The following is a 20,479-nucleotide window of genomic DNA, read 5'->3' as shown; positions in this document are numbered from 1 at the left end:
TGCCAGTCGAAGACCGAGGCTGAGACGGCACCCTAGGAAAGCGAAGCCATTCAATACGAAGTATTGTATAAATAGAGAACAGCAGTAAGATATTTTCTAATTGAAAATTATCTTACTGCTGTTTTTTTAGGGATTTATGTCCCAGCCTCTTATTTTTTTATTATTCTTCATCTTCATCTAATGATTGTTGTATATCTTCTTCAACACGATCCATGAAATCTTGTCTTACTTCAATACGTCCATCGTCATCAGTTTCTTCTGATTCAATCACTTCAGTATGAATTGCATTTCCTGGTGTTTCATCATTTACAACCGCTTCACGTTGTTGCTCTGTACCATCTTCAGATACAGTTGAAGTAGATTGCTCATCTTCATTCGTTTCATCTTCTGCATCTTCTTTTACTTTAGCAACCGTTGAAACAAATTGATCATCGCCTAAGCGAATTAAGCGAACACCTTGTGCTGCACGACCATTTTGAGAAATATCTGCAACATCTAGTCGAATAATGACACCTGCATTCGTAACAATCATTAAATCTTCTTCACCAGTAACAGTTGTAATACAAACAACATTACCATTACGTTCAGTAATCGTTGCAGTCTTAATACCTTTACCACCACGGTTTGATAAGCGATAGTCATTAACTGGCGTACGTTTACCATAACCATTTTCAGTAACAACTAAAACTTCATCTACACTATTTTCGTGAGCAACATCAAGCCCTACAACTTCATCGCCTTCACGAAGTGTAATACCTTTCACACCTGTTGCTGTACGGCCTAAAGGACGTAATGTTGATTCAGGGAATCGAATTAATGATGCATGTGATGTACCAATCAAGATATCTTCTTGACCACTTGTTAAGCGAACTGCAATTAACTCATCATCTTCTCTGAACGAAATCGCAATCTTACCATTTCTATTTATTCTTGAGAAGTTACTTAATGCTGAACGTTTAACGACACCACGTTTAGTTGCAAACACTAAGAAGTTGTCTTCACTTTCAAGGTCTTTAACAGCAATCATTGTACTAATGACTTCATCATTTTCAAGTTCAATAGCATTCACTACAGGAATACCTTTAGACTGTCTTGATAACTCAGGCACTTCATAACCTTTAAGTTTGTATACACGACCTTTGTTAGTAAAGAACAATACATGGTCATGTGTACTTAAAGTTACCAATTGACTGACAAAATCTTCTTCCAATGTGTTCATACCTTGAACACCACGACCACCACGGTTTTGAGCACGATATGTAGATACCGGCAAACGTTTAATGTAGTTATTATGGCTCAAAGTAATTACTATTTGTTCTTCTGGAATGAGATCTTCATCTTCTAAATCTTCAAATCCACCTAATTGGATTTCAGTACGACGATCATCACCGAAACGATCTCTAATTTCAGTCAATTCATCTCTAACTAACTGTAATAACACTTCTTCATCAGCTAAGATTGCTTCTAATTCACTAATATAATTTAATAACTCATTATATTCAGCTTCAATTTTGTCTCTCTCTAAACCTGTTAGACGTCTTAAACGCATGTCTAAAATAGCTTGAGCTTGTTTTTCAGAAAGTTTGAAGCGTTGTTGCAAGCTTTCCATTGCAACTTTATCTGTATCTGACTCACGAATCGTTGAAATAATTTCATCGATATGGTCAAGTGCGATACGTAATCCTTCTAAAATGTGGGCACGATCTTTAGCTTTACGTAAGTTGTATTGCGTACGTCTTCTAACAACTGTCTTTTGATGCTCTAAATAATGTACCAACGCTTCTTTTAAATTAATAAGCTTCGGTCTACCATTTACAAGTGCAATCATATTCACACCAAATGATGTTTGAAGAGGTGTTTGTTTGTATAAGTTATTTAAAATGACACTAGCATTTGCATCCTTACGCACATCAATAACGACACGCACACCAGTACGTAAACTTGTTTCATCACGTAAATCAGTGATACCGTCAATTTTCTTGTCACGAACGAGCTCTGCAATTTTTTCAATCATACGAGCCTTATTCACTTGGAAAGGAATTTCAGTGACAACAATACGTTGACGTCCGCCTCCACGTTCTTCAATAACTGCACGAGAACGCATTTGAATTGAACCACGACCTGTTTCATATGCACGTCTAATACCACTCTTACCTAAAATAAGTCCAGCAGTTGGGAAATCAGGACCTTCAATATCCTCCATTAACTCAGCAATTGAAATATCAGGGTTCTTACTTAAGCTAAGTACACCATTGATTAATTCTGTTAAGTTATGTGGTGGAATATTCGTTGCCATACCTACCGCGATACCTGATGCACCATTGGCTAACAAGTTAGGGAATCGAGCAGGTAAGACTGACGGCTCTCTTTCATTACCATCATAGTTATCGATAAAATCTATTGTATCTTTATTAATATCACGTAACAGTTCAAGTGTGATTTTAGTCATACGCGCTTCAGTATAACGCATTGCTGCTGCGCCATCTCCATCCATTGAACCAAAGTTACCTTGGCCATCAACAAGCGGATAACGATAACTGAAATCTTGAGCCATACGTACCATTGCTTCATAAATAGATGAGTCACCATGAGGGTGATATTTACCCATTACGTCACCAACGATACGTGCTGATTTTTTATATGATTTATCCGGTGTCATACCTTGTTCATTTAATCCATATAGTATACGACGATGTACTGGTTTTAAACCGTCACGAACATCTGGCAATGCACGAGCAACGATAACACTCATCGCATAATCTAAAAATGATTCACGCATTTCACTGGTAATATTTCGTTCATTTATTCTTGATTGAGGTAATTCAGCCATCAAGAGTTCCTCCTTCAAAAGTTCAGTTCACAGCGCTTAGAAGTCTAAGTTTGCATAAACTGCATTATCTTCTATAAATTGTCTACGGTTTTCTACAACGTCACCCATTAACATTTCAAATGTTTGGTCCGCTTCAATCGCATCTTCAAGTTTTACTTGTAAAAGAGCGCGGTGCTCAGGGTTCATTGTTGTTTCCCATAATTGATCTGCATTCATTTCTCCAAGACCTTTGTATCGCGCAATAGACCATTTTGGTGTTGGATTCAATTCAGATTTAAGTTTATCAAGTTCCCTATCATTGTATACATAATACTTTTGTTTACCTTGTGTCAGTTTATACAACGGTGGCTGTGCAATATACACATAGCCTGCTTCAATTAACGGTCTCATAAATCGATAGAAGAATGTTAATAACAATGTTCTAATATGCGCTCCATCCACATCGGCATCAGTCATAATGACGATTTTGTGATATCTTGCTTTCGCTAGATCAAAGTCGCCACCGATTCCTGTACCAAATGCTGTGATCATTTGACGAATTTCATTGTTATTCAAAATTCTATCTAATCGTGCTTTTTCAACATTTAATATCTTACCTCGTAATGGTAAAATCGCCTGCGTTCTAGAGTCACGACCAGATTTTGTAGACCCTCCGGCAGAGTCCCCTTCGACTAAGAAAATCTCACATTCTTCAGGACTTTTACTAGAGCAATCGGCTAATTTACCTGGAAGACTTGCTACATCTAACGCTGATTTACGACGTGTTACTTCACGCGCTTTTTTCGCAGCAACACGTGCACGTGCCGCCATAATACCTTTTTCAACCACTGTACGTGCGACTTGTGGATTTTCATATAAAAATCGTTCAAAGTGCTCTGAGAATAATTTATCTACAACTTGACGCACTTCAGAATTACCTAATTTTGTCTTCGTTTGACCTTCGAATTGAGGATCACCATGTTTGATAGATATAATTGCTGTCATACCTTCACGTGTATCTTCACCAGAAAGTCTATCTTTTTCTTCTTTCATAATCTTGCTACTTAAACCATAACTATTTAAGACACGCGTTAATGCACGTTTGAATCCGTCTTCATGCGTACCACCTTCGTACGTATGAATGTTATTTGCGTAAGTTAAAAGATTTGTGGCATATCCTGAGTTATATTGAATCGCAATTTCTACTTCAATATCATCTTTAGATTGATGAATATAAATTGGCTCATCATGAATAGGTTCTTTATTTTCGTTCAATAACTCAACGTACGATTTAATACCGCCCTCATAGTGATAGGAGTCTTCTCTAACGTTTTCTTCATCACGTTCATCTCTTAATGTGATTTGAATTCCTTTGTTTAAGAAAGCAAGCTCTCTAATACGCTGCTGTAATGTTTCATAGTTGTATACAGTTGTCTCTGTGAAGATTTCTCCATCTGCTTTAAAACGAATGACAGTACCTGTCTTATCAGTTGTGCCAACTTCTTTTAAGTCAAATTGAGGTACACCTTTTTTATATGCTTGATGATATATAGTCTCATTTCTGTGTACATATACTTCTAAGTCTTGTGACAATGCGTTTACAACTGATGAACCAACACCATGTAAACCACCAGATACTTTGTATCCGCCACCGCCGAATTTACCACCAGCATGTAAAACAGTTAAAATAACTTCGACAGCTGGACGTCCCATTTTTTCTTGAATATCAACTGGGATACCACGTCCGTTATCCGTTACTTTAATCCAGTTATCTTTTTCAATAACAACTTCAATTTTATTTGCATAACCAGCTAATGCTTCATCGATACTATTATCGACAATTTCCCACACTAAATGGTGCAAACCTCTCTCTGAAGTCGATCCTATATACATACCTGGTCTTTTACGTACTGCTTCTAAACCTTCTAATACTTGTATTTGCCCAGCACCATAATTATCCGTGTTGTTTACATCTGACAATGCAGTCACCATCGCTTTCTGTTACTTTATAATTTCACCTTGATTAATACGATACAATTTAGCGTTATTCATGATTTCATGATCAATACCATCTACAGATGTCGTAGTGACAAATGTTTGTACTTTATGCTGAATCGTACTTAATAAATGCGTTTGACGCGAATCATCTAATTCACTGAGTACATCGTCTAATAATAAGATGGGATATTCCCCAACTTCGATATTCATTAACTCAATTTCAGCTAATTTAATGGACAAAGCCGTTGTACGTTGCTGTCCTTGAGAACCATATGTTTGAGCATCCATGCCATTCACATCAAAACTTATATCATCTCGATGTGGTCCGAATAAGCTAATGCCTCGTTCTTTTTCTCTTTGCATATTATCGCTAAGAATAGACATAATTTCTTCAAGTCGTGCCGCTTCATTTTGAGCATAATCAAATTTAAGACTAGGTAAATAATTCAGCGACAACGCTTCTTTATCATTTGTGATACCAGCATGAATCGGTTTAGCTAACGACTCTAGCTCTTGAATAAAATGTGCACGTTTATCAGTTACTTTCATTGCATATTCAGCAAACTGCTGATTTAATACTTCCAACATTGTTAAGTCCTTTTTTTGGCCTAATTGTAACTGCTTTAAGTAATTATTCTTTTGCTTTAAAATACGTTGGTATTGAGCTAAATCATTTAAGTAAACAGCAGAAATTTGGCCCAACTCCATATCTATAAAGCGTCGTCTTATTTGAGGAGAGCCTTTTACAATATTCAAATCTTCTGGCGCAAATAGAACCACATTAAGGTGTCCAATATATTGAGTTAGACGACTTTGCTCTAAGTGATTCACTTTGACTTGTTTACCTTTTTTAGTTATAAACATTGTTAATGGCATCGTGCCGTGTCTATAACTAAGCTCACCTTCTATTTTAGCATAATCAGCATTAAAACGTATGAGTTCCTTATCATTACTCGTTCTATGACTTTTTGCTAAAGCTAAGGTATAAATTGATTCAAGTAAATTTGTCTTTCCTTGTGCATTTTCTCCAATGAGGATATTCACGTCAGGATGACATTTCAACGTAACCTCATCATAGTTACGATAATTTTCTAATTGGAGTGTATTTAACTTCATTGTTCACCTTGATGAATGATTAAGAAAGAACCAGCATCTTCAGGTAATTCTGGGATATCTATACGATCTTGATGTTCTAACTTTTTACCGCGACGTGTTTCACGCACTCCATTAATTAATACTTCAACGTCTTGCAAGAACCATTTTGCTTGACCACCAGATTCAATAATCCCTTCTGTTTTTAGAAATTGACCTAAATTAATGTCTCCTTCTACTACAACTTCTTGAACCAAAATAATCACTCCATTTCTTTGTATGTCATTAATATATTATACCTTTTTTTGTCACAAATTTCATTTAAAATAGAGGTAGAAACCGTTTACATATAAATAATTAATTCTTATTTTTTGGCAATACTGTCATTTTCAATTTTTTAACGCTATTTAACGGCGTTTAACTTTTATATTCAACTTGTTATTGACTATTAAAATTTTAAATTTAAAGGGCATATAAGCACACTTATTAAAATTTGGATATATTTGTCATAAATTTAATTGGCGTCTTTTATTTGCTGTTTAAAATGCTGTCAAATTTATTTTACATACGCATCTAGAATTATTTTTGCAAAAAAATAAAGGATGACGTTTTAATTAATCACGTCATCCTTTATTTATATCTATTTTTAGTAAGTTCTGATTGGTAAAATTAATTGCGTTACCGAGTCGTCACCTTTTGGTTTTAGAATAAATGGTTTCATTGTACCGAAGAATTCAACTTCAACCTCATCATTATCGATTGCTTTTAAAGCATCCATCATATATTTAGAGTTGAATGAAATTTTCAGGCTACCACCTTCAACATCGTTTGCATCAACTTCTTCTTTTACAGTACCAATTTCTGGTGATGTAGAAGATAATTCAACAACGTCATCACCTGTACTTAATTTAATAACGTTATTACCACCTTCACGTGCTAATAAAGAGGCACGATCAATCGCATGATAAAACTCCCCATTGTCTATACTTAATTTAATTTCATAGTTTTCAGGGAATAAACGTGTTGTATCAGGATAATGTCCTTCTAATAATCGAGAAATAAAGTTCACATTTCCAACTTTAAATAAAACTTGGTTTGAAGCAAAGAAGATATCAATGTCTTCTTCATTGTCAGACATAATTTTATTTAATTCAGCTAAAGCCTTACCTGGAATGATGACATTTTTGTTTTCAGAAACATCTTCTAACTGCAACTTTCTTACAGCCAAGCGGTGTGAATCAGTCGCTGTGCATATTAATTCATTTTCTTGTATAAGCCAGTTCACACCAGTTAGTACTGGGCGTGTTTCTGAGGTGGACACTGCAAAATTCGTTTGTGCAATCACGTTTTTAAGTACTTTTACCGACAATTGAATTGCGTCATCTCTAGAAACTTGAGGTAATAAAGGATATTGATCTGGATCTAAGCCACTCAAATTAAATTCAGAATGACCTGATGTAATTAATGTCTGGAATTGTTCATTTGTAGATAATTTAACATCTTTACCAGGTAATTTTTTTATAATATCAACAAAGAATCGTCCAGGAAGTACTACTGAGCCTGTTTCTGAAATATTGACAATATCTTCGCCATCTACAGTTTTAGGAATAGTGATTTCTATTGAAATTTCAGAGTCTGAACCAGTTAATATAACTTCATGTTCTTTCGCATCGATTTTGATACCAGTTAATATAGGTAATGTTGTTCTTGGTGAAATAGCTTTTAATGTGTCATTTAATTGTGTAATAAAATAATCTCTTTTAATAGTGAATTCCATCATTAATTAAAACTCCTTCCAGTCGTTTATATATAATTATATAGGTTTTAAGTTCTTAGTAATAGTAGTAGGTGCTGTGGATTGGTGGATAAGTCTTAAAAACATAGATTTGGCGAAGTTATACACATGTTGATAACTTGTGTATGGTGTGTATGACTTTTAAACATTATCCACAAAATGAGTTTTTCTCATCTTGCCACATTAGCATATAGAAATGTAAAAAATGATTGTTATCATTAGTGCTGTTATATAACAGATTACATTTCCCAAAGTTTCCTACTTATACATTTCTTATTTCTTTTTCAAGATTCTCTACTTCTTGTTTAAAAATAGGATCTTCTTTTAAATCTTTAGATATTTTTTCATGAGCATGAATGACGGTCGTATGATCACGCCCACCAAATTCTTCACCAATTTTAGGTAATGAGAAATCTGTAAGCTCTCTAGACAAGTACATAGCTATTTGACGCGGATATGCAATTGACTTTGTACGTTTTTTTGCACTGAAATCTTCAATTCTAACATTATAGTACTGGCCTACAATTTTTTGAATATCTTGGATGGTAATCTTTTTAGATTTTGGTGCTTGAATGATATCTTTTAAAGCTTCAGCAGTTAATTCAGTTGTAATTGGTTTTCCTAATAATTGTGAATATGCAAGTAAACGTGTTAATGCACCTTCTAATTCACGAATATTAGATTGAATTTGATTTGCTATATAATTTAAAGCTTCTGGTGGAATATCTAATTTTTCTTCTTCAATTTTCTTCTGCAAAATTGCCATTCGAGTTTCATAATCTGGTGGCGTAATATCAACAATTAGCCCCCATTCAAAGCGTGAACGTAATCGATCTTCTAATTGTGCAATTTCCTTTGGTGGTCGATCACTCGAAATAACTATTTGCTTGTTATTCTGATGCAATTCATTAAAAGTATAGAAAAATTCTTCTTGTGTTTGTACTTTATTTTGTATGAACTGAATATCATCGATTAATAAGACGTCGATATTACGATATCTTTCTCTGAAAGCTTCACCTTCGTTATCACGAATTGATTTAATAAATTCATTTGTGAATTTTTCACTTGATGTGTAAATCACTTTGGCATCTGGATTATTATCTAAAACATGATGACCAATGGCATGCATTAAATGGGTTTTTCCTAAACCAACACCTCCATAGATAAATAATGGATTGTACGCTTTGGCTGGTGCTTCGGCTACAGCTAAACTTGCTGCATGTGGAAAGCGGTTACCAGGTCCGATTACAAAAGTGTCAAATGTGTTATGGGCATTGAATTGCTCTCTACCAAGCACATGATTATCCTCAGTTGTTTCAGTAGAAGGTTTTGTTGTTTCTTTTGGAGTAGCAGTTTCATTATTACTATAATTTGCTAATTCTTCAGTAGTAATAAAGTGAGGTTTAACTTCATAGCCTACAACATCAAATAAGATTGCTTGGATAATTTCAGCATATTGTTGATTTAACCAATTTGCATTAAAAGGAATACTCGATAATACGATAGCTTCACCATCTTTAATCGTGTAAAGCTCAGTATCTTTTAGGAAAGTTGAGTAACTTACAGCTGATAATTTTTCTTGAGCAATTTCAAGCACTTTTTCCCAAATTTCTTTTTCCGACATAAATTTACTCCATCTTTCTTAAATTTTTAAGTTATACACAAAAATAAAGCCGTGGATAACTTCTAAACACACCATGTTAATAATTATCCACAAGTTAATAACAATCGGTGGATAACTTTATCCTGCTTATTAGTTATGCACAGTATTTTTATGTAAATATCAATAAATAAATCCTTATAAAATCATGAGTTGGACGACTTATCCACACAATTATACTTTTTCAGTTCTCTATATGTCAAATACCTGTGAATATGTTGCTAAAAATAGTATAACTTTGTGTGTAATTTCTAATTATCCACAATTCTGAAAACTATAAATGTGCATAAGTGGATAACTTTTCCTTCTATAGAATATCTGTTAGTGAGTGTATCAAAACAGCTTGGGAAATAATTTATAAAGTATGTATAAGAACTGTATAAGGTATTCAAACATTGTAAACACTCATGCTTCGGACCAAACTCATGGTGATGTTATGAAATTTGATTGCTCGCATCGTGTATTTCTATCTTTAATCGATAAAAGTAAAAAAATTGAGCAGTAGTATAAAATGAACTTGCGTTATAAAAAGGATTTTGTTATATTGTAGTAGTTGCTTGAATTATGACTAGATAATCAATGAGCTAATACGAGAATTTTAATCTAAGAAACGCAAAATCTTATCTATTAAAGTGATCAGAGTCTGCATAATCTGGTATATTAGATAACTGTATAAAGATGGAGGTGTTTTGCATGGTAAAACGTACTTATCAACCAAATAAACGTAAACATAGTAAAGTTCATGGTTTCAGAAAACGCATGAGCACAAAAAATGGCCGTAAAGTTTTAGCGCGCCGTCGTCGTAAAGGCCGTAAAGTTTTATCTGCATAAGATCACTGACTCATCAGTGATCTTTTTTTTCGTTTAAATTAAGAATAAATAGAAATTTATGTTATAAGCTCAATAGAAGTTTAAATATAGCTTCAAATAAAAACGATAAATAAGCGAGTGATGTTATTGGAAAAAGCTTACCGAATTAAAAAGAATGCAGATTTTCAGAGAATATATAAAAAAGGTCATTCTGTAGCCAACAGACAATTTGTTGTATACACTTGTAATAATAAAGAAATAGACCATTTTCGCTTAGGTATTAGTGTTTCTAAAAAACTAGGTAATGCAGTGTTAAGAAACAAGATTAAAAGAGCAATACGTGAAAATTTCAAAGTACATAAGTCGCATATATTGGCCAAAGATATTATTGTAATAGCAAGACAGCCAGCTAAAGATATGACGACTTTACAAATACAGAATAGTCTTGAGCACGTACTTAAAATTGCCAAAGTTTTTAATAAAAAAATTAAGTAAGGATAGGGTAGGGGAAGTAAAACATTAACCACTCAACACATCCCGAAGTCTTACCTCAGACAAACGTAAGACTTACCTCTGGGTTATAATAACTTATTTTAAAATGTATTCACGTCGTTGAAGGAGGCGAGTAGCAATATGGATTTAGATACAATTACGAGTATTTCAACACCAATGGGTGAAGGGGCAATTGGAATTGTTCGATTGTCTGGACCGCAAGCCGTTGAAATTGCTGACAAATTATATAAAGGAAAACATCTTTTAAATGATGTTCCATCACATACGATTAATTACGGTCATATTATTGATCCAGAGTCTAAAGAAGTGATTGAAGAAGTTATGGTGTCTGTGTTAAGAGCGCCAAAAACATTTACACGCGAAGATATTATAGAAATTAATTGTCATGGTGGTATTTTAACGATTAATAGAGTGCTGGAACTTACTATGACATATGGCGCTAGAATGGCTGAGCCAGGTGAATTTACAAAACGTGCCTTTTTAAATGGTCGTATTGATTTATCTCAAGCTGAAGCAGTTATGGACTTTATTCGCTCGAAGACAGATAGAGCTTCTAAAGTTGCGATGAATCAAATTGAAGGTCGTCTAAGTGACTTAATCAAAAAACAACGTCAATCTATATTAGAGATACTCGCTCAAGTGGAAGTGAATATTGATTATCCTGAATACGATGATGTTGAAGATGCGACTACTGAATTTCTTTTAGAGCAGTCTAAAGAAATCAAACAGGAAATTAATCGTTTATTAGATACCGGTGCGCAGGGTAAAATTATGCGTGAAGGTTTATCTACAGTTATTGTTGGTAAACCAAACGTAGGTAAATCATCGATGTTAAATAATTTAATACAAGATAATAAAGCGATTGTAACTGAGGTAGCAGGTACGACTAGAGATGTCTTAGAAGAGTACGTCAATGTTCGTGGCGTGCCATTAAGATTAGTTGATACTGCTGGTATACGTGAGACAGAAGATATAGTAGAGAAGATTGGTGTTGAACGCTCTAGAAAGGCTCTTAGCCAAGCAGACTTAATTTTATTTGTATTAAACAATAACGAAGCATTGACTCAAGAAGATTACACATTATATGAAGTGGTTAAAAATGAAGATGTAATCGTAATTGTTAATAAAATGGATTTAGAGCAAAACATAGATATTAATGAAGTTAAAGATATGATAGGTGATACGCCATTAATTCAAACTTCAATGTTAAAACAAGAAGGTATTGATGAATTAGAAATACAAATTCGAGATTTGTTCTTTGGTGGAGAAGTACAAAATCAAGATATGACTTATGTTTCTAATTCAAGACATATTTCATTATTAAAACAAGCAAGACAAACGATACAAGATGCGATTGATGCAGCAGAATCTGGTGTGCCTATGGATATGGTACAAATTGATTTAACTAGAACTTGGGAAATATTAGGAGAAATTATTGGTGAGACTGCAAGTGATGAACTCATCGATCAGTTATTCAGTCAATTCTGCTTAGGTAAATAGTAATTGAAATAGACGGAATACCGTCTTAAGAAGGCTAGTAAGATATCAAATAAGGAGGTTTATATTGTGGTTCAAGAATATGATGTAATCGTTATAGGTGCGGGACATGCAGGTGTAGAAGCAGGTTTAGCATCTGCAAGACGTGGTGCTAAAACATTAATGCTAACAATAAATTTAGATAATATTGCATTTATGCCATGTAACCCATCTGTAGGTGGACCAGCTAAAGGCATCGTTGTTCGTGAAATTGATGCTTTAGGTGGACAAATGGCAAAAACAATCGATAAAACACACATTCAAATGAGAATGTTAAATACAGGTAAAGGACCTGCTGTAAGAGCACTAAGAGCGCAAGCAGATAAAGTACTTTATCAACAAGAAATGAAACGCGTGATTGAAGATGAAGAAAATTTGCATATAATGCAAGGTATGGTAGACGAACTTATTATAGAAGATAATGAAGTTAAAGGTGTACGTACAAATATTGGTACAGAGTATTTATCTAAAGCAGTAATTATTACAACGGGAACATTTTTACGTGGTGAAATCATTTTAGGTAATATGAAGTATTCAAGTGGACCAAATCACCAATTACCATCAATCACATTATCAGACAATTTAAGAGAACTTGGCTTTGATATTGTTCGTTTTAAAACAGGTACACCACCGCGTGTAAATTCAAAAACAATTGACTATTCGAAGACTGAAATACAACCAGGTGACGATGTAGGTCGTGCATTCAGCTTTGAAACAACAGAATATATATTAGATCAATTGCCATGTTGGCTAACGTATACTAATGCTGAAACACACAAAGTTATCGATGATAATTTACATCTATCTGCAATGTATTCAGGGATGATTAAAGGAACCGGGCCACGTTATTGCCCTTCAATTGAAGATAAATTTGTTCGATTTAATGATAAGCCGCGACATCAACTTTTCTTAGAGCCTGAAGGTCGTAATACAAATGAAGTATATGTGCAAGGATTATCTACAAGTCTTCCTGAACATGTGCAACGTCAAATGTTAGAGACGATACCAGGTCTTGAAAAAGCAGATATGATGCGTGCCGGCTACGCAATTGAATATGATGCGATTGTGCCAACGCAGTTATGGCCTACACTTGAAACGAAAATGATTAAAAACTTATATACTGCAGGTCAAATTAATGGTACATCTGGTTATGAAGAAGCAGCAGGACAAGGATTGATGGCAGGTATTAACGCTGCAGGTAAAGTGTTAAACACAGGCGAAAAGATATTAAGTCGTTCAGATGCATATATTGGTGTCTTAATCGATGATCTTGTAACTAAAGGTACTAATGAACCTTATCGTTTACTAACATCACGTGCAGAATATCGTTTGTTACTACGTCATGATAATGCTGATTTGAGATTGACGGATATGGGATATGAACTTGGTATGATTTCTGAAGAACGATATGCACGTTTTAATGAAAAACGTCAGCAAATTGATGCGGAAATTAAGCGTTTATCAGATATTCGTATTAAACCAAACGAACATACGCAAGCGATTATCGAACAACATGGTGGTTCTCGCTTAAAAGATGGTATTTTAGCTATCGATTTATTACGCAGACCTGAAATGACTTACGATATAATTTTAGAAATTTTAGAAGAAGAACATCAATTGAATGCAGATGTTGAAGAACAAGTAGAAATACAAACAAAATATGAAGGTTATATCAATAAATCACTACAACAAGTTGAGAAAGTTAAGCGTATGGAAGAGAAGAAAATTCCAGAAGACTTAGATTATAGTAAGATTGATAGTTTGGCGACTGAAGCGCGAGAAAAATTATCAGAAGTAAAACCTTTAAATATTGCACAAGCTTCTAGAATATCAGGGGTAAATCCAGCAGACATATCTATATTATTGATTTACTTAGAACAAGGTAAACTCCAAAGGGTGAGTGACTAATGACTGTAGAATGGTTAGCAGAACAATTAAAAGAACATAATATTCAATTAACTGAGACTCAAAAACAACAGTTTCAAACATATTATCGTTTACTTGTTGAATGGAATGAAAAGATGAATTTGACAAGTATTACAGATGAACACGATGTATATTTGAAACATTTTTATGATTCCATTGCACCTAGTTTTTATTTTGATTTTAATCAGCCTATAAGTATATGTGATGTAGGCGCTGGAGCTGGTTTTCCAAGTATTCCGTTAAAAATAATGTTTCCGCAGTTAAAAGTGACGATTGTTGATTCATTAAATAAGCGTATTCAATTTTTAAACCATTTAGCGTCAGAATTACAATTACAGGATGTCAGCTTTATACACGATAGAGCAGAAACATTTGGTAAGGGTGTCTACAGGGAGTCTTATGATGTTGTTACTGCAAGAGCAGTAGCTAGATTATCCGTGTTAAGTGAATTGTGTTTACCGCTAGTTAAAAAAGGTGGACAGTTTGTTGCATTAAAATCTTCAAAAGGTGAAGAAGAATTAGAAGAAGCAAAATTTGCAATTAGTGTGTTAGGTGGTAATGTTACAGAAACACATACTTTCGAATTGCCAGAAGATGCTGGAGAGCGCCAGATGTTCATTATTGATAAAAAAAGACAGACGCCGAAAAAGTATCCAAGAAAACCAGGGACGCCTAATAAGACTCCTTTACTTGAAAAATAATGCATAATCCTTTACAACTAACATAAAAGGAGCGAATGGATAATGAAAAAACCTTTTTCAAAATTATTTGGTTTGAAAAACAAAGATGACATCATTGGACATATTGAAGAAGATCGCAATAGTAATGTTGAATCCATTCAAATTGAACGTATCGTTCCCAACCGTTATCAACCAAGACAGGTGTTTGAACCAAATAAAATTAAAGAACTTGCTGAATCAATACATGAACATGGTTTACTACAACCTATTGTTGTAAGACCGATTGAAGAAGATATGTTTGAAATTATTGCTGGAGAGCGCCGATTTAGAGCAATACAATCACTAAATTTACCTCAAGCAGACGTTATTATTCGTGATATGGATGATGAAGAGACGGCTGTTGTTGCATTAATTGAGAATATTCAAAGAGAAAATTTGTCTGTTGTTGAAGAAGCGGAAGCCTATAAGAAATTATTGGAAATTGGTGATACAACGCAAAGTGAATTGGCAAAAAGTTTAGGTAAAAGTCAAAGCTTTATTGCAAATAAGTTGCGTTTATTGAAGTTGGCGCCGAAAGTACTACTTCGCTTAAGAGAAGGTAAAATTACTGAACGCCATGCGAGAGCGGTATTATCATTGTCTGATAGTGAACAAGAAGCGTTGATTGAGCAAGTCATTGCACAAAAACTAAATGTGAAACAGACTGAAGATAGAGTACGCCAAAAAACGGGGCCCGAAAAAGTCAAAGCACAAAACCTTCGCTTTGCACAAGATGTCACTCAAGCACGAGATGAGGTAGGCAAAAGTATCCAAGCGATTCAACAAACAGGACTACATGTTGAGCATAAAGACAAAGATCATGAAGATTATTATGAAATAAAAATTCGAATATATAAACGTTAGTAGTAGGATGTCGTATACATGATGACTAACACATAAAAGACAAAGCTAAGATCATAACAGCTTTGTCTTTTTTTGTTTTACGTGAAACATAAAAATTTATATTTATATGTTGATCAGGCTGGTACATAAATCAATGTTCTATGCTCTACGAAGTTATATTGGCAGTAGTTGACTGAACGAAAATGCGCTTGTAACAAGCTTTTTTCAATTCTAGTCAACCTTGCTGGGGTGGGACGACGAAATAAATTTTGCGAAAATATCATTTCTGTCCCACTCCCTAATTTGAGCTGGATATACTTTCATTTGAACCCTTTATTGCTAGTTTATGAAAGTATCATGAAAGCTTTATGAACATCGCTTGAGTTGCCTTTACAGTAGAAAATTTAAGTTTTACACTTTGTGTGAATGATACGTTTTGTATTGAATTAATTATAGAAAGGTACGTTGAAGATGTTTTCAATTGGAAGTGCAATTCTTCATTTTGTCATTGGTGGTATCGCTGTTGCATTAGCTTCAATTATTGCTGATAAGGTAGGTGGTAAGTTAGGAGGTATTATAGCTACTATGCCGGCAGTCTTTCTTGCGGCTATTATCGCATTAGCTTTAGATCATCGTGGTACGCAATTAGTGGAGATGTCGATGAATCTTAGTACTGGAGCAATTGTCGGTATTCTGTCTTGTATATTAACTGTATTTTTGACATCTCTCTACATTAAGCATAAAGGTTATCGGAAAGGCGCAATATTCACGGTTGTTTGTTGGTTTGTTATTTCCCTCGCAATATTCAGTATTAGACATTTATAGTTTGGAAAATGCGTGATAATTAGTTGTATTCAGTTATTAAGTAATAAATTATTGGAGGCAGAACATCATGAAATTAACATTAATGAAATTTTTTGTGGGGGGATTTGCAGTATTATTAAGTTATATTGTATCTGTAACACTACCTTGGAAAGAATTTGGCGGTATATTTGCAACGTTTCCGGCAGTATTTTTAGTGTCTATGTTTATTACAGGTATGCAATATGGTGATAAAGTCGCTGTGCATGTAAGTCGTGGCGCAGTGTTTGGTATGACAGGGGTATTAGTTTGTATTTTAGTTACATGGATGATGTTACATATGACGCACATGTGGTTGATTAGCATTGTTGTTGGTTTCCTAAGCTGGTTCATCAGTGCAGTATGTATTTTTGAAGCAGTAGAATTTATAGCACAAAAAAGATTAGAAAAGCATAGTTGGAAAGCTGGAAAATCGAATAGTAAATAGTGTTAACGTAGTATCACTGTTAGGATTTATTTTGCATGTATTAATTACTATTGAAAGATTTTTTTAGAAAATTACAAGTGTCAAGATATTCCGAGTACGTCTTGAGGAAGTCTTCAAACCCTGATGTTGTCGTATGTCAAAACATTTAGTCAATCATAAAGGTGACTTTAACTAAGTTTATCTGATAGTCTGATTGTAATGATTGTACTAATTGACTGGAGGCGTATGTAATTGAATCTGAGTAAACAAATTAAAAAATATAGGGAACGAGATGGTTATTCACAAGAATATCTTGCTGAAAAGTTATATGTATCTAGGCAGAGTATTTCTAATTGGGAAAATGACAAAAGCTTACCAGACATACATAACTTATTAATGATGTGCGAATTGTTCAATGTAACTTTAGATGATTTAGTAAAAGGGACCATTCCATTTGTACCTGATATTAAAGCGCAACGAAGTCTTAACTTATGGACATATGTGATGCTTATTTTCATGACATTAGCTGCAATTTTAATGGGACCTTTAGTTGTTTATTGGAATTGGACTTGGGGTGTAACGGTGGCAATCATTTTGGGAATAGGTTTTTATGCATCTATGAAAATAGAAGATTTAAAAAAAGTGCATAAAATGGACAACTACGATCGAATTGTTGCTTTTATGAATGGAAAAGATCCTAGTGAAGTACAAACGACTAAAGCTAGAAATACGATGACAAATGCGCTTTCTATTATATCAGTAATTGGTATACTCAGCCTCATAATTTTCCTTAGTGTGTATTTGGCAAATAAGTTTTTATAAATCATCATCGTATTGTCTCATATTATCCAAAATAGCATAAAAAAATACCAACAAGATTTAGAACCTTGTTGGTAATCAAAGCGATTCATTTATAATGAGTCGTTTTATTTTGTAAGATTAAACAGTTTGTACGTTAACTGCTTGGTCTCCACGTTGACCTTCAGTGATTTCGAAAGTAACTTTTTGACCTTCTTCTAAAGTTTTGTAGCCATCGCTAGCGATACCTGAGAAATGTACGAATACGTCTCCGCCATTTTCTTGTTCGATGAAACCAAAACCTTTTTCTGCGTTAAACCATTTTACTGTACCGTTATTCATATAGAAAACCTCCATGTGCTTTTGCACTTAATATTTGTAACAAATTCATAACTAAAAAAGAGGATATTCTAAACAAATACACTACAATTTAATTCACGAGCTTTTATTACGTAAGACCAACTATACGCTCATATTGGCATAATGTACAGTGTTTTTTGAAAATAAATTAAAAAAGATTTTTAAAAACCTTAGAAACGTTGATTTAAAGGGGTTTATAAAAATAAAAAAATTGTAGTCTTTTATGGTGTTTGCTAGTTTTCAAAGTGACATAACGTTTAAACATGACGATTTTATAAGCAATTCATAAAAAACAAGCAGCGATAAATGCTACTTGTTGATATTAAAATCTGACTTGAAAGGTCATAGCAATGTTATATGCCGATGGAATGTGCTTATTTACCTTTTTCTTCACGGCTTTTTAAATAATAAGCGCCACCTAATAAACCAGCTGGAATACCTATAATTGGTGTTGTAACTACGCTTAAGACAATAACAATCATTGCTAAAGCAATGACGTTATACCAAGTTACAGTCAAATTTTTCAAATCCTCATATGATTGTTTTACTAATTCTCTAAATTTCATGATTCAATCTCTCCTTTTCTATATAGCTTTAGATTGTCAAATTAAGCTGGACAGTTTATCATCTTCGATGAAACTCATAAATACTTCCAATGGTGTTCTATAACCTAAAGATTTTCTAGGATGATGATTGATTTTTTGAGCAACACTGATGATATGATCATCCGTTACTAAATTGAAATCTAGTTCTTTATCTAATCCACTGCGTCTAAGTATTCCGTTAGAATGTTCATTTAAACCTCGCTGTGATGGCGTGCCTGGATCAGCAAAAAATATAGATATATCGTGACAGTTACATAATGTTTTCCAGTTTGAGAACACCTTACCACAATCAAAAGTAATTGATTTAAATATATGAGAAGATAAAATGGAAAGGTGCAAGCAGTATTAAGAATTTAGGTAGCAAGAAAACAAGAAGTGGTACATACGATGCTAACCTAAAAAGAATTGGAGATTAAAATGATTATTAACCTTGAAACACAACAAATACATTTTGATTTAGAACATGAAATTCCCTATTTTCAATCACCTGAGAAAAATAGGATACGCTTAGATATTGATGTTCTCAATAAAAAGCAAATTTCTAATATTATTAATGTTATATTTAATAACCAATCAAAGACGAAATGTACATTTTTGTCTGAATACTTATATCCTGTTAAATTTAGAGAAAAAACAAGAATTGGTCGTTTTTTTAATATTACTAACTGGTACGAAGAAATCCATTCTACCGATGAGAAGTATGTTATTGCAACTATTAAAAATATAAAAAACAAAGACTTAATTGATTATTCTTTATATATTAAAAAAGGTTTAGTGGAGCCATTTATTGTATTCTATAATCAAGAAAATATATTCTACATTAGCAATGCTGTTATAGATATCATCAGTGTATCCAAAGATACTCTTGATTATATAAAGTCAGAATTCAATGATCACTGTGCTTCGCCATACTGATTTTATAGCACAGAGAAAAGCCGTAGTTTCGAAGAGACCAACGGCTTTTTTATATAGCTTTAGATTGTCAAATTAAGCTGGACAAGTTTATCATCTTCTATGAAACTCATAAATACTTCCAATGGTGTTCTATAACCTAAAGATTTTCTAGGACGATGATTGATTTTTTGAGCAACACTGATGATATGATAGTCTGTTACTAAATTGAAATCTAGTTCTTTATCTAATCCACTGCGTCTAAGTATTCCGTTAGAATGTTCATTTAAACCTCGCTGTGATGGCGTGCCTGGATTAGCAAAAAATATAGATATATCGTGACAGTTACATAATGTTTTCCAGTTTGAGAACTCCTTACCACAATCAAAAGTAATTGATTTAAATATATGAGAAGGTAAAGATGAAAACATTGAGTGTAGAGCGTTTTCTATATCAGTTGCCTTACGACCTAAGGGTCGTAAGGTGATAATCATCTTGGATACTCTTTCTACCAAAGTAATGATTGCACTACCATGACGACGACCAACAATAGTATCTCCTTCAAGATGTCCAAACTCCTTATGTTTTCTTTGGTAGGAAATACATATTGAGTTTAGCACATAAGGCTTATTTATTTACCTTTTTCTTCACGGCTTTTTAAATAATAAGCACCACCTAATAAACCAGCTGGAATACCTATAATTGGTGTTGTAACTACGCTTAAGACAATAACAATCATTGTTAAAGCAATGACGTTATACCAAGTTACAGTCAAATTTTTCAAATCCTCATATGATTGTTTTACTAATTCTCTAAATTTCATGATTCAATCTCTCCTTTTTATAAATCAGTTAATA

The 20,479-nt window shown here is 33.7% G+C and carries 19 protein-coding genes and 3 pseudogenes; 11 read left to right on the top strand and 11 right to left on the bottom strand.

Annotated elements, in window-relative coordinates; translation table 11 throughout:
* Window positions 1-160: 160 nt before the first annotated feature.
* The 6 genes from gyrA to dnaA form a co-directional block, all read right to left on the bottom strand.
* Window positions 161-2,830 carry a DNA gyrase subunit A gene (gyrA, locus tag IDG63_RS02270; RefSeq protein WP_000819086.1) on the bottom strand — a complete coding sequence of 890 codons (2,670 nt, stop codon included), beginning with the start codon at window positions 2,828-2,830 and terminating at the stop codon, window positions 161-163.
* Window positions 2,831-2,866: 36 nt separating this feature from the next.
* Window positions 2,867-4,801, bottom strand: a complete 1,935-nt coding sequence (gene gyrB / locus IDG63_RS02265; protein ID WP_000255578.1) for a DNA topoisomerase (ATP-hydrolyzing) subunit B — start codon at window positions 4,799-4,801, stop codon at window positions 2,867-2,869.
* Between the two features lie 9 nt (window positions 4,802-4,810).
* The gene (gene recF / locus IDG63_RS02260) at window positions 4,811-5,923 is read right to left on the bottom strand and encodes a DNA replication/repair protein RecF (protein WP_000775113.1); all 1,113 of its coding nucleotides are present in this window, start codon (window positions 5,921-5,923) and stop codon (window positions 4,811-4,813) included.
* Complete coding sequence (gene yaaA, locus IDG63_RS02255; RefSeq protein WP_001789359.1) at window positions 5,920-6,165, bottom strand: S4 domain-containing protein YaaA; 246 nt, start codon at window positions 6,163-6,165, stop codon at window positions 5,920-5,922. Before yaaA ends, recF begins: the two co-directional genes overlap by 4 nt.
* 380 nt (window positions 6,166-6,545) lie before the next feature.
* A complete protein-coding gene (gene dnaN, locus IDG63_RS02250) occupies window positions 6,546-7,679 on the bottom strand; it encodes a DNA polymerase III subunit beta (protein WP_000969811.1) in 1,134 nt (377 codons plus the stop codon).
* Between the two features lie 277 nt (window positions 7,680-7,956).
* Window positions 7,957-9,318 carry a chromosomal replication initiator protein DnaA gene (gene dnaA, locus IDG63_RS02245; RefSeq protein WP_001290433.1) on the bottom strand — a complete coding sequence of 454 codons (1,362 nt, stop codon included), beginning with the start codon at window positions 9,316-9,318 and terminating at the stop codon, window positions 7,957-7,959.
* A gap of 729 nt (window positions 9,319-10,047) precedes the next feature.
* Here dnaA and rpmH point away from each other — a divergent pair.
* From rpmH to IDG63_RS02200, 9 genes are all read left to right on the top strand, one after another.
* Entirely contained in the window at window positions 10,048-10,185 is a 138-nt protein-coding gene (gene rpmH, locus IDG63_RS02240) for a 50S ribosomal protein L34 (protein WP_000240855.1), read from the top strand.
* A 120-nt stretch (window positions 10,186-10,305) separates the two neighbouring features.
* Window positions 10,306-10,659 carry a ribonuclease P protein component gene (gene rnpA / locus IDG63_RS02235; RefSeq protein WP_001789343.1) on the top strand — a complete coding sequence of 118 codons (354 nt, stop codon included), beginning with the start codon at window positions 10,306-10,308 and terminating at the stop codon, window positions 10,657-10,659.
* 138 nt (window positions 10,660-10,797) lie between these two features.
* Window positions 10,798-12,177, top strand: coding sequence for a tRNA uridine-5-carboxymethylaminomethyl(34) synthesis GTPase MnmE (mnmE, locus tag IDG63_RS02230; protein WP_000362503.1), 1,380 nt, complete (start codon window positions 10,798-10,800; stop codon window positions 12,175-12,177).
* Between the two features lie 66 nt (window positions 12,178-12,243).
* Window positions 12,244-14,121, top strand: coding sequence for a tRNA uridine-5-carboxymethylaminomethyl(34) synthesis enzyme MnmG (gene mnmG / locus IDG63_RS02225; RefSeq protein ID WP_000249657.1), 1,878 nt, complete (start codon window positions 12,244-12,246; stop codon window positions 14,119-14,121).
* On the top strand, window positions 14,121-14,840 hold the full coding sequence (gene rsmG, locus IDG63_RS02220; RefSeq protein WP_000215595.1) for a 16S rRNA (guanine(527)-N(7))-methyltransferase RsmG: 720 nt from the start codon (window positions 14,121-14,123) through the stop codon (window positions 14,838-14,840). The genes mnmG and rsmG overlap by 1 nt, the downstream gene beginning before the upstream one ends.
* A gap of 42 nt (window positions 14,841-14,882) precedes the next feature.
* On the top strand, window positions 14,883-15,722 hold the full coding sequence (gene noc / locus IDG63_RS02215) for a nucleoid occlusion protein (RefSeq protein WP_000742837.1): 840 nt from the start codon (window positions 14,883-14,885) through the stop codon (window positions 15,720-15,722).
* A gap of 450 nt (window positions 15,723-16,172) precedes the next feature.
* Window positions 16,173-16,526: a DUF3147 family protein gene (locus IDG63_RS02210; RefSeq protein ID WP_000491382.1), complete on the top strand. Its 354-nt coding sequence runs from the start codon at window positions 16,173-16,175 to the stop codon at window positions 16,524-16,526.
* Window positions 16,527-16,593: 67 nt separating this feature from the next.
* Complete coding sequence (locus IDG63_RS02205; protein WP_000779136.1) at window positions 16,594-16,989, top strand: DUF3147 family protein; 396 nt, start codon at window positions 16,594-16,596, stop codon at window positions 16,987-16,989.
* Window positions 16,990-17,220: 231 nt separating this feature from the next.
* Entirely contained in the window at window positions 17,221-17,790 is a 570-nt protein-coding gene (locus IDG63_RS02200; protein WP_001054118.1) for a helix-turn-helix domain-containing protein, read from the top strand.
* 117 nt (window positions 17,791-17,907) lie between these two features.
* On the opposite strand, the gene IDG63_RS02195 is transcribed toward IDG63_RS02200, so the two are convergent.
* From IDG63_RS02195 to IDG63_RS02185, 3 genes and pseudogenes are all read right to left on the bottom strand, one after another.
* Window positions 17,908-18,108, bottom strand: a complete 201-nt coding sequence (locus IDG63_RS02195) for a cold-shock protein (protein WP_001059079.1) — start codon at window positions 18,106-18,108, stop codon at window positions 17,908-17,910.
* Window positions 18,109-18,500: 392 nt separating this feature from the next.
* Window positions 18,501-18,692: a peptide resistance ABC transporter activity modulator VraH gene (vraH, locus tag IDG63_RS02190; RefSeq protein WP_000672034.1), complete on the bottom strand. Its 192-nt coding sequence runs from the start codon at window positions 18,690-18,692 to the stop codon at window positions 18,501-18,503.
* A gap of 36 nt (window positions 18,693-18,728) precedes the next feature.
* Window positions 18,729-19,046, bottom strand: a pseudogene (locus tag IDG63_RS02185) (IS30 family transposase); the annotation flags it as partial.
* 11 nt (window positions 19,047-19,057) lie between these two features.
* Between IDG63_RS02185 and IDG63_RS02180 the strand changes: the two are divergent.
* Both IDG63_RS02180 and IDG63_RS02175 read left to right on the top strand, forming a co-directional pair.
* Window positions 19,058-19,147: pseudogene (locus IDG63_RS02180) on the top strand (toxin C-terminal domain-containing protein); the annotation flags it as partial.
* A 1-nt stretch (window position 19,148) separates the two neighbouring features.
* Window positions 19,149-19,646: a hypothetical protein gene (locus IDG63_RS02175; RefSeq protein WP_000586235.1), complete on the top strand. Its 498-nt coding sequence runs from the start codon at window positions 19,149-19,151 to the stop codon at window positions 19,644-19,646.
* 59 nt (window positions 19,647-19,705) lie between these two features.
* Here IDG63_RS02175 and IDG63_RS02170 read toward each other — a convergent pair.
* Together IDG63_RS02170 and vraH (IDG63_RS02165) are read right to left on the bottom strand one after the other, a co-directional pair.
* Window positions 19,706-20,218, bottom strand: a pseudogene (locus tag IDG63_RS02170) (IS30 family transposase); the annotation flags it as partial.
* Window positions 20,219-20,253: 35 nt separating this feature from the next.
* On the bottom strand, window positions 20,254-20,445 hold the full coding sequence (vraH, locus tag IDG63_RS02165; RefSeq protein WP_000672043.1) for a peptide resistance ABC transporter activity modulator VraH: 192 nt from the start codon (window positions 20,443-20,445) through the stop codon (window positions 20,254-20,256).
* Window positions 20,446-20,479 lie beyond the last annotated feature (34 nt).

Origin of the sequence: Staphylococcus sp. EG-SA-14 (assembly GCF_017151935.1) — a bacterium.
In the GTDB taxonomy this organism is placed as follows: Bacteria; Bacillota; Bacilli; order Staphylococcales; family Staphylococcaceae; genus Staphylococcus; species Staphylococcus aureus.
The sequence above is the reverse complement of the archived record's forward strand: the minus strand, read 5'-3'. Positions and strand labels throughout refer to the sequence as shown.

What these genes read in the sequence shown, in the direction of transcription:
- gyrA (WP_000819086.1), bottom strand. Translation starts at nt 2,830, where the DNA reads ATGGCTGAATTACCTCAATCAAGAATAAATGAACGAAATATTACCAGT.
- gyrB (WP_000255578.1), bottom strand. Translation starts at nt 4,801, where the DNA reads ATGGTGACTGCATTGTCAGATGTAAACAACACGGATAATTATGGTGCT.
- recF (WP_000775113.1), bottom strand. Translation starts at nt 5,923, where the DNA reads ATGAAGTTAAATACACTCCAATTAGAAAATTATCGTAACTATGATGAG.
- dnaN (WP_000969811.1), bottom strand. Translation starts at nt 7,679, where the DNA reads ATGATGGAATTCACTATTAAAAGAGATTATTTTATTACACAATTAAAT.
- dnaA (WP_001290433.1), bottom strand. Translation starts at nt 9,318, where the DNA reads ATGTCGGAAAAAGAAATTTGGGAAAAAGTGCTTGAAATTGCTCAAGAA.
- rpmH (WP_000240855.1), top strand. Translation starts at nt 10,048, where the DNA reads ATGGTAAAACGTACTTATCAACCAAATAAACGTAAACATAGTAAAGTT.
- rnpA (WP_001789343.1), top strand. Translation starts at nt 10,306, where the DNA reads ATGTTATTGGAAAAAGCTTACCGAATTAAAAAGAATGCAGATTTTCAG.
- mnmE (WP_000362503.1), top strand. Translation starts at nt 10,798, where the DNA reads ATGGATTTAGATACAATTACGAGTATTTCAACACCAATGGGTGAAGGG.
- rsmG (WP_000215595.1), top strand. Translation starts at nt 14,121, where the DNA reads ATGACTGTAGAATGGTTAGCAGAACAATTAAAAGAACATAATATTCAA.
- noc (WP_000742837.1), top strand. Translation starts at nt 14,883, where the DNA reads ATGAAAAAACCTTTTTCAAAATTATTTGGTTTGAAAAACAAAGATGAC.
- IDG63_RS02210 (WP_000491382.1), top strand. Translation starts at nt 16,173, where the DNA reads ATGTTTTCAATTGGAAGTGCAATTCTTCATTTTGTCATTGGTGGTATC.
- IDG63_RS02205 (WP_000779136.1), top strand. Translation starts at nt 16,594, where the DNA reads ATGAAATTAACATTAATGAAATTTTTTGTGGGGGGATTTGCAGTATTA.
- IDG63_RS02195 (WP_001059079.1), bottom strand. Translation starts at nt 18,108, where the DNA reads ATGAATAACGGTACAGTAAAATGGTTTAACGCAGAAAAAGGTTTTGGT.
- vraH (WP_000672034.1), bottom strand. Translation starts at nt 18,692, where the DNA reads ATGAAATTTAGAGAATTAGTAAAACAATCATATGAGGATTTGAAAAAT.
- IDG63_RS02175 (WP_000586235.1), top strand. Translation starts at nt 19,149, where the DNA reads ATGATTATTAACCTTGAAACACAACAAATACATTTTGATTTAGAACAT.
- vraH (WP_000672043.1), bottom strand. Translation starts at nt 20,445, where the DNA reads ATGAAATTTAGAGAATTAGTAAAACAATCATATGAGGATTTGAAAAAT.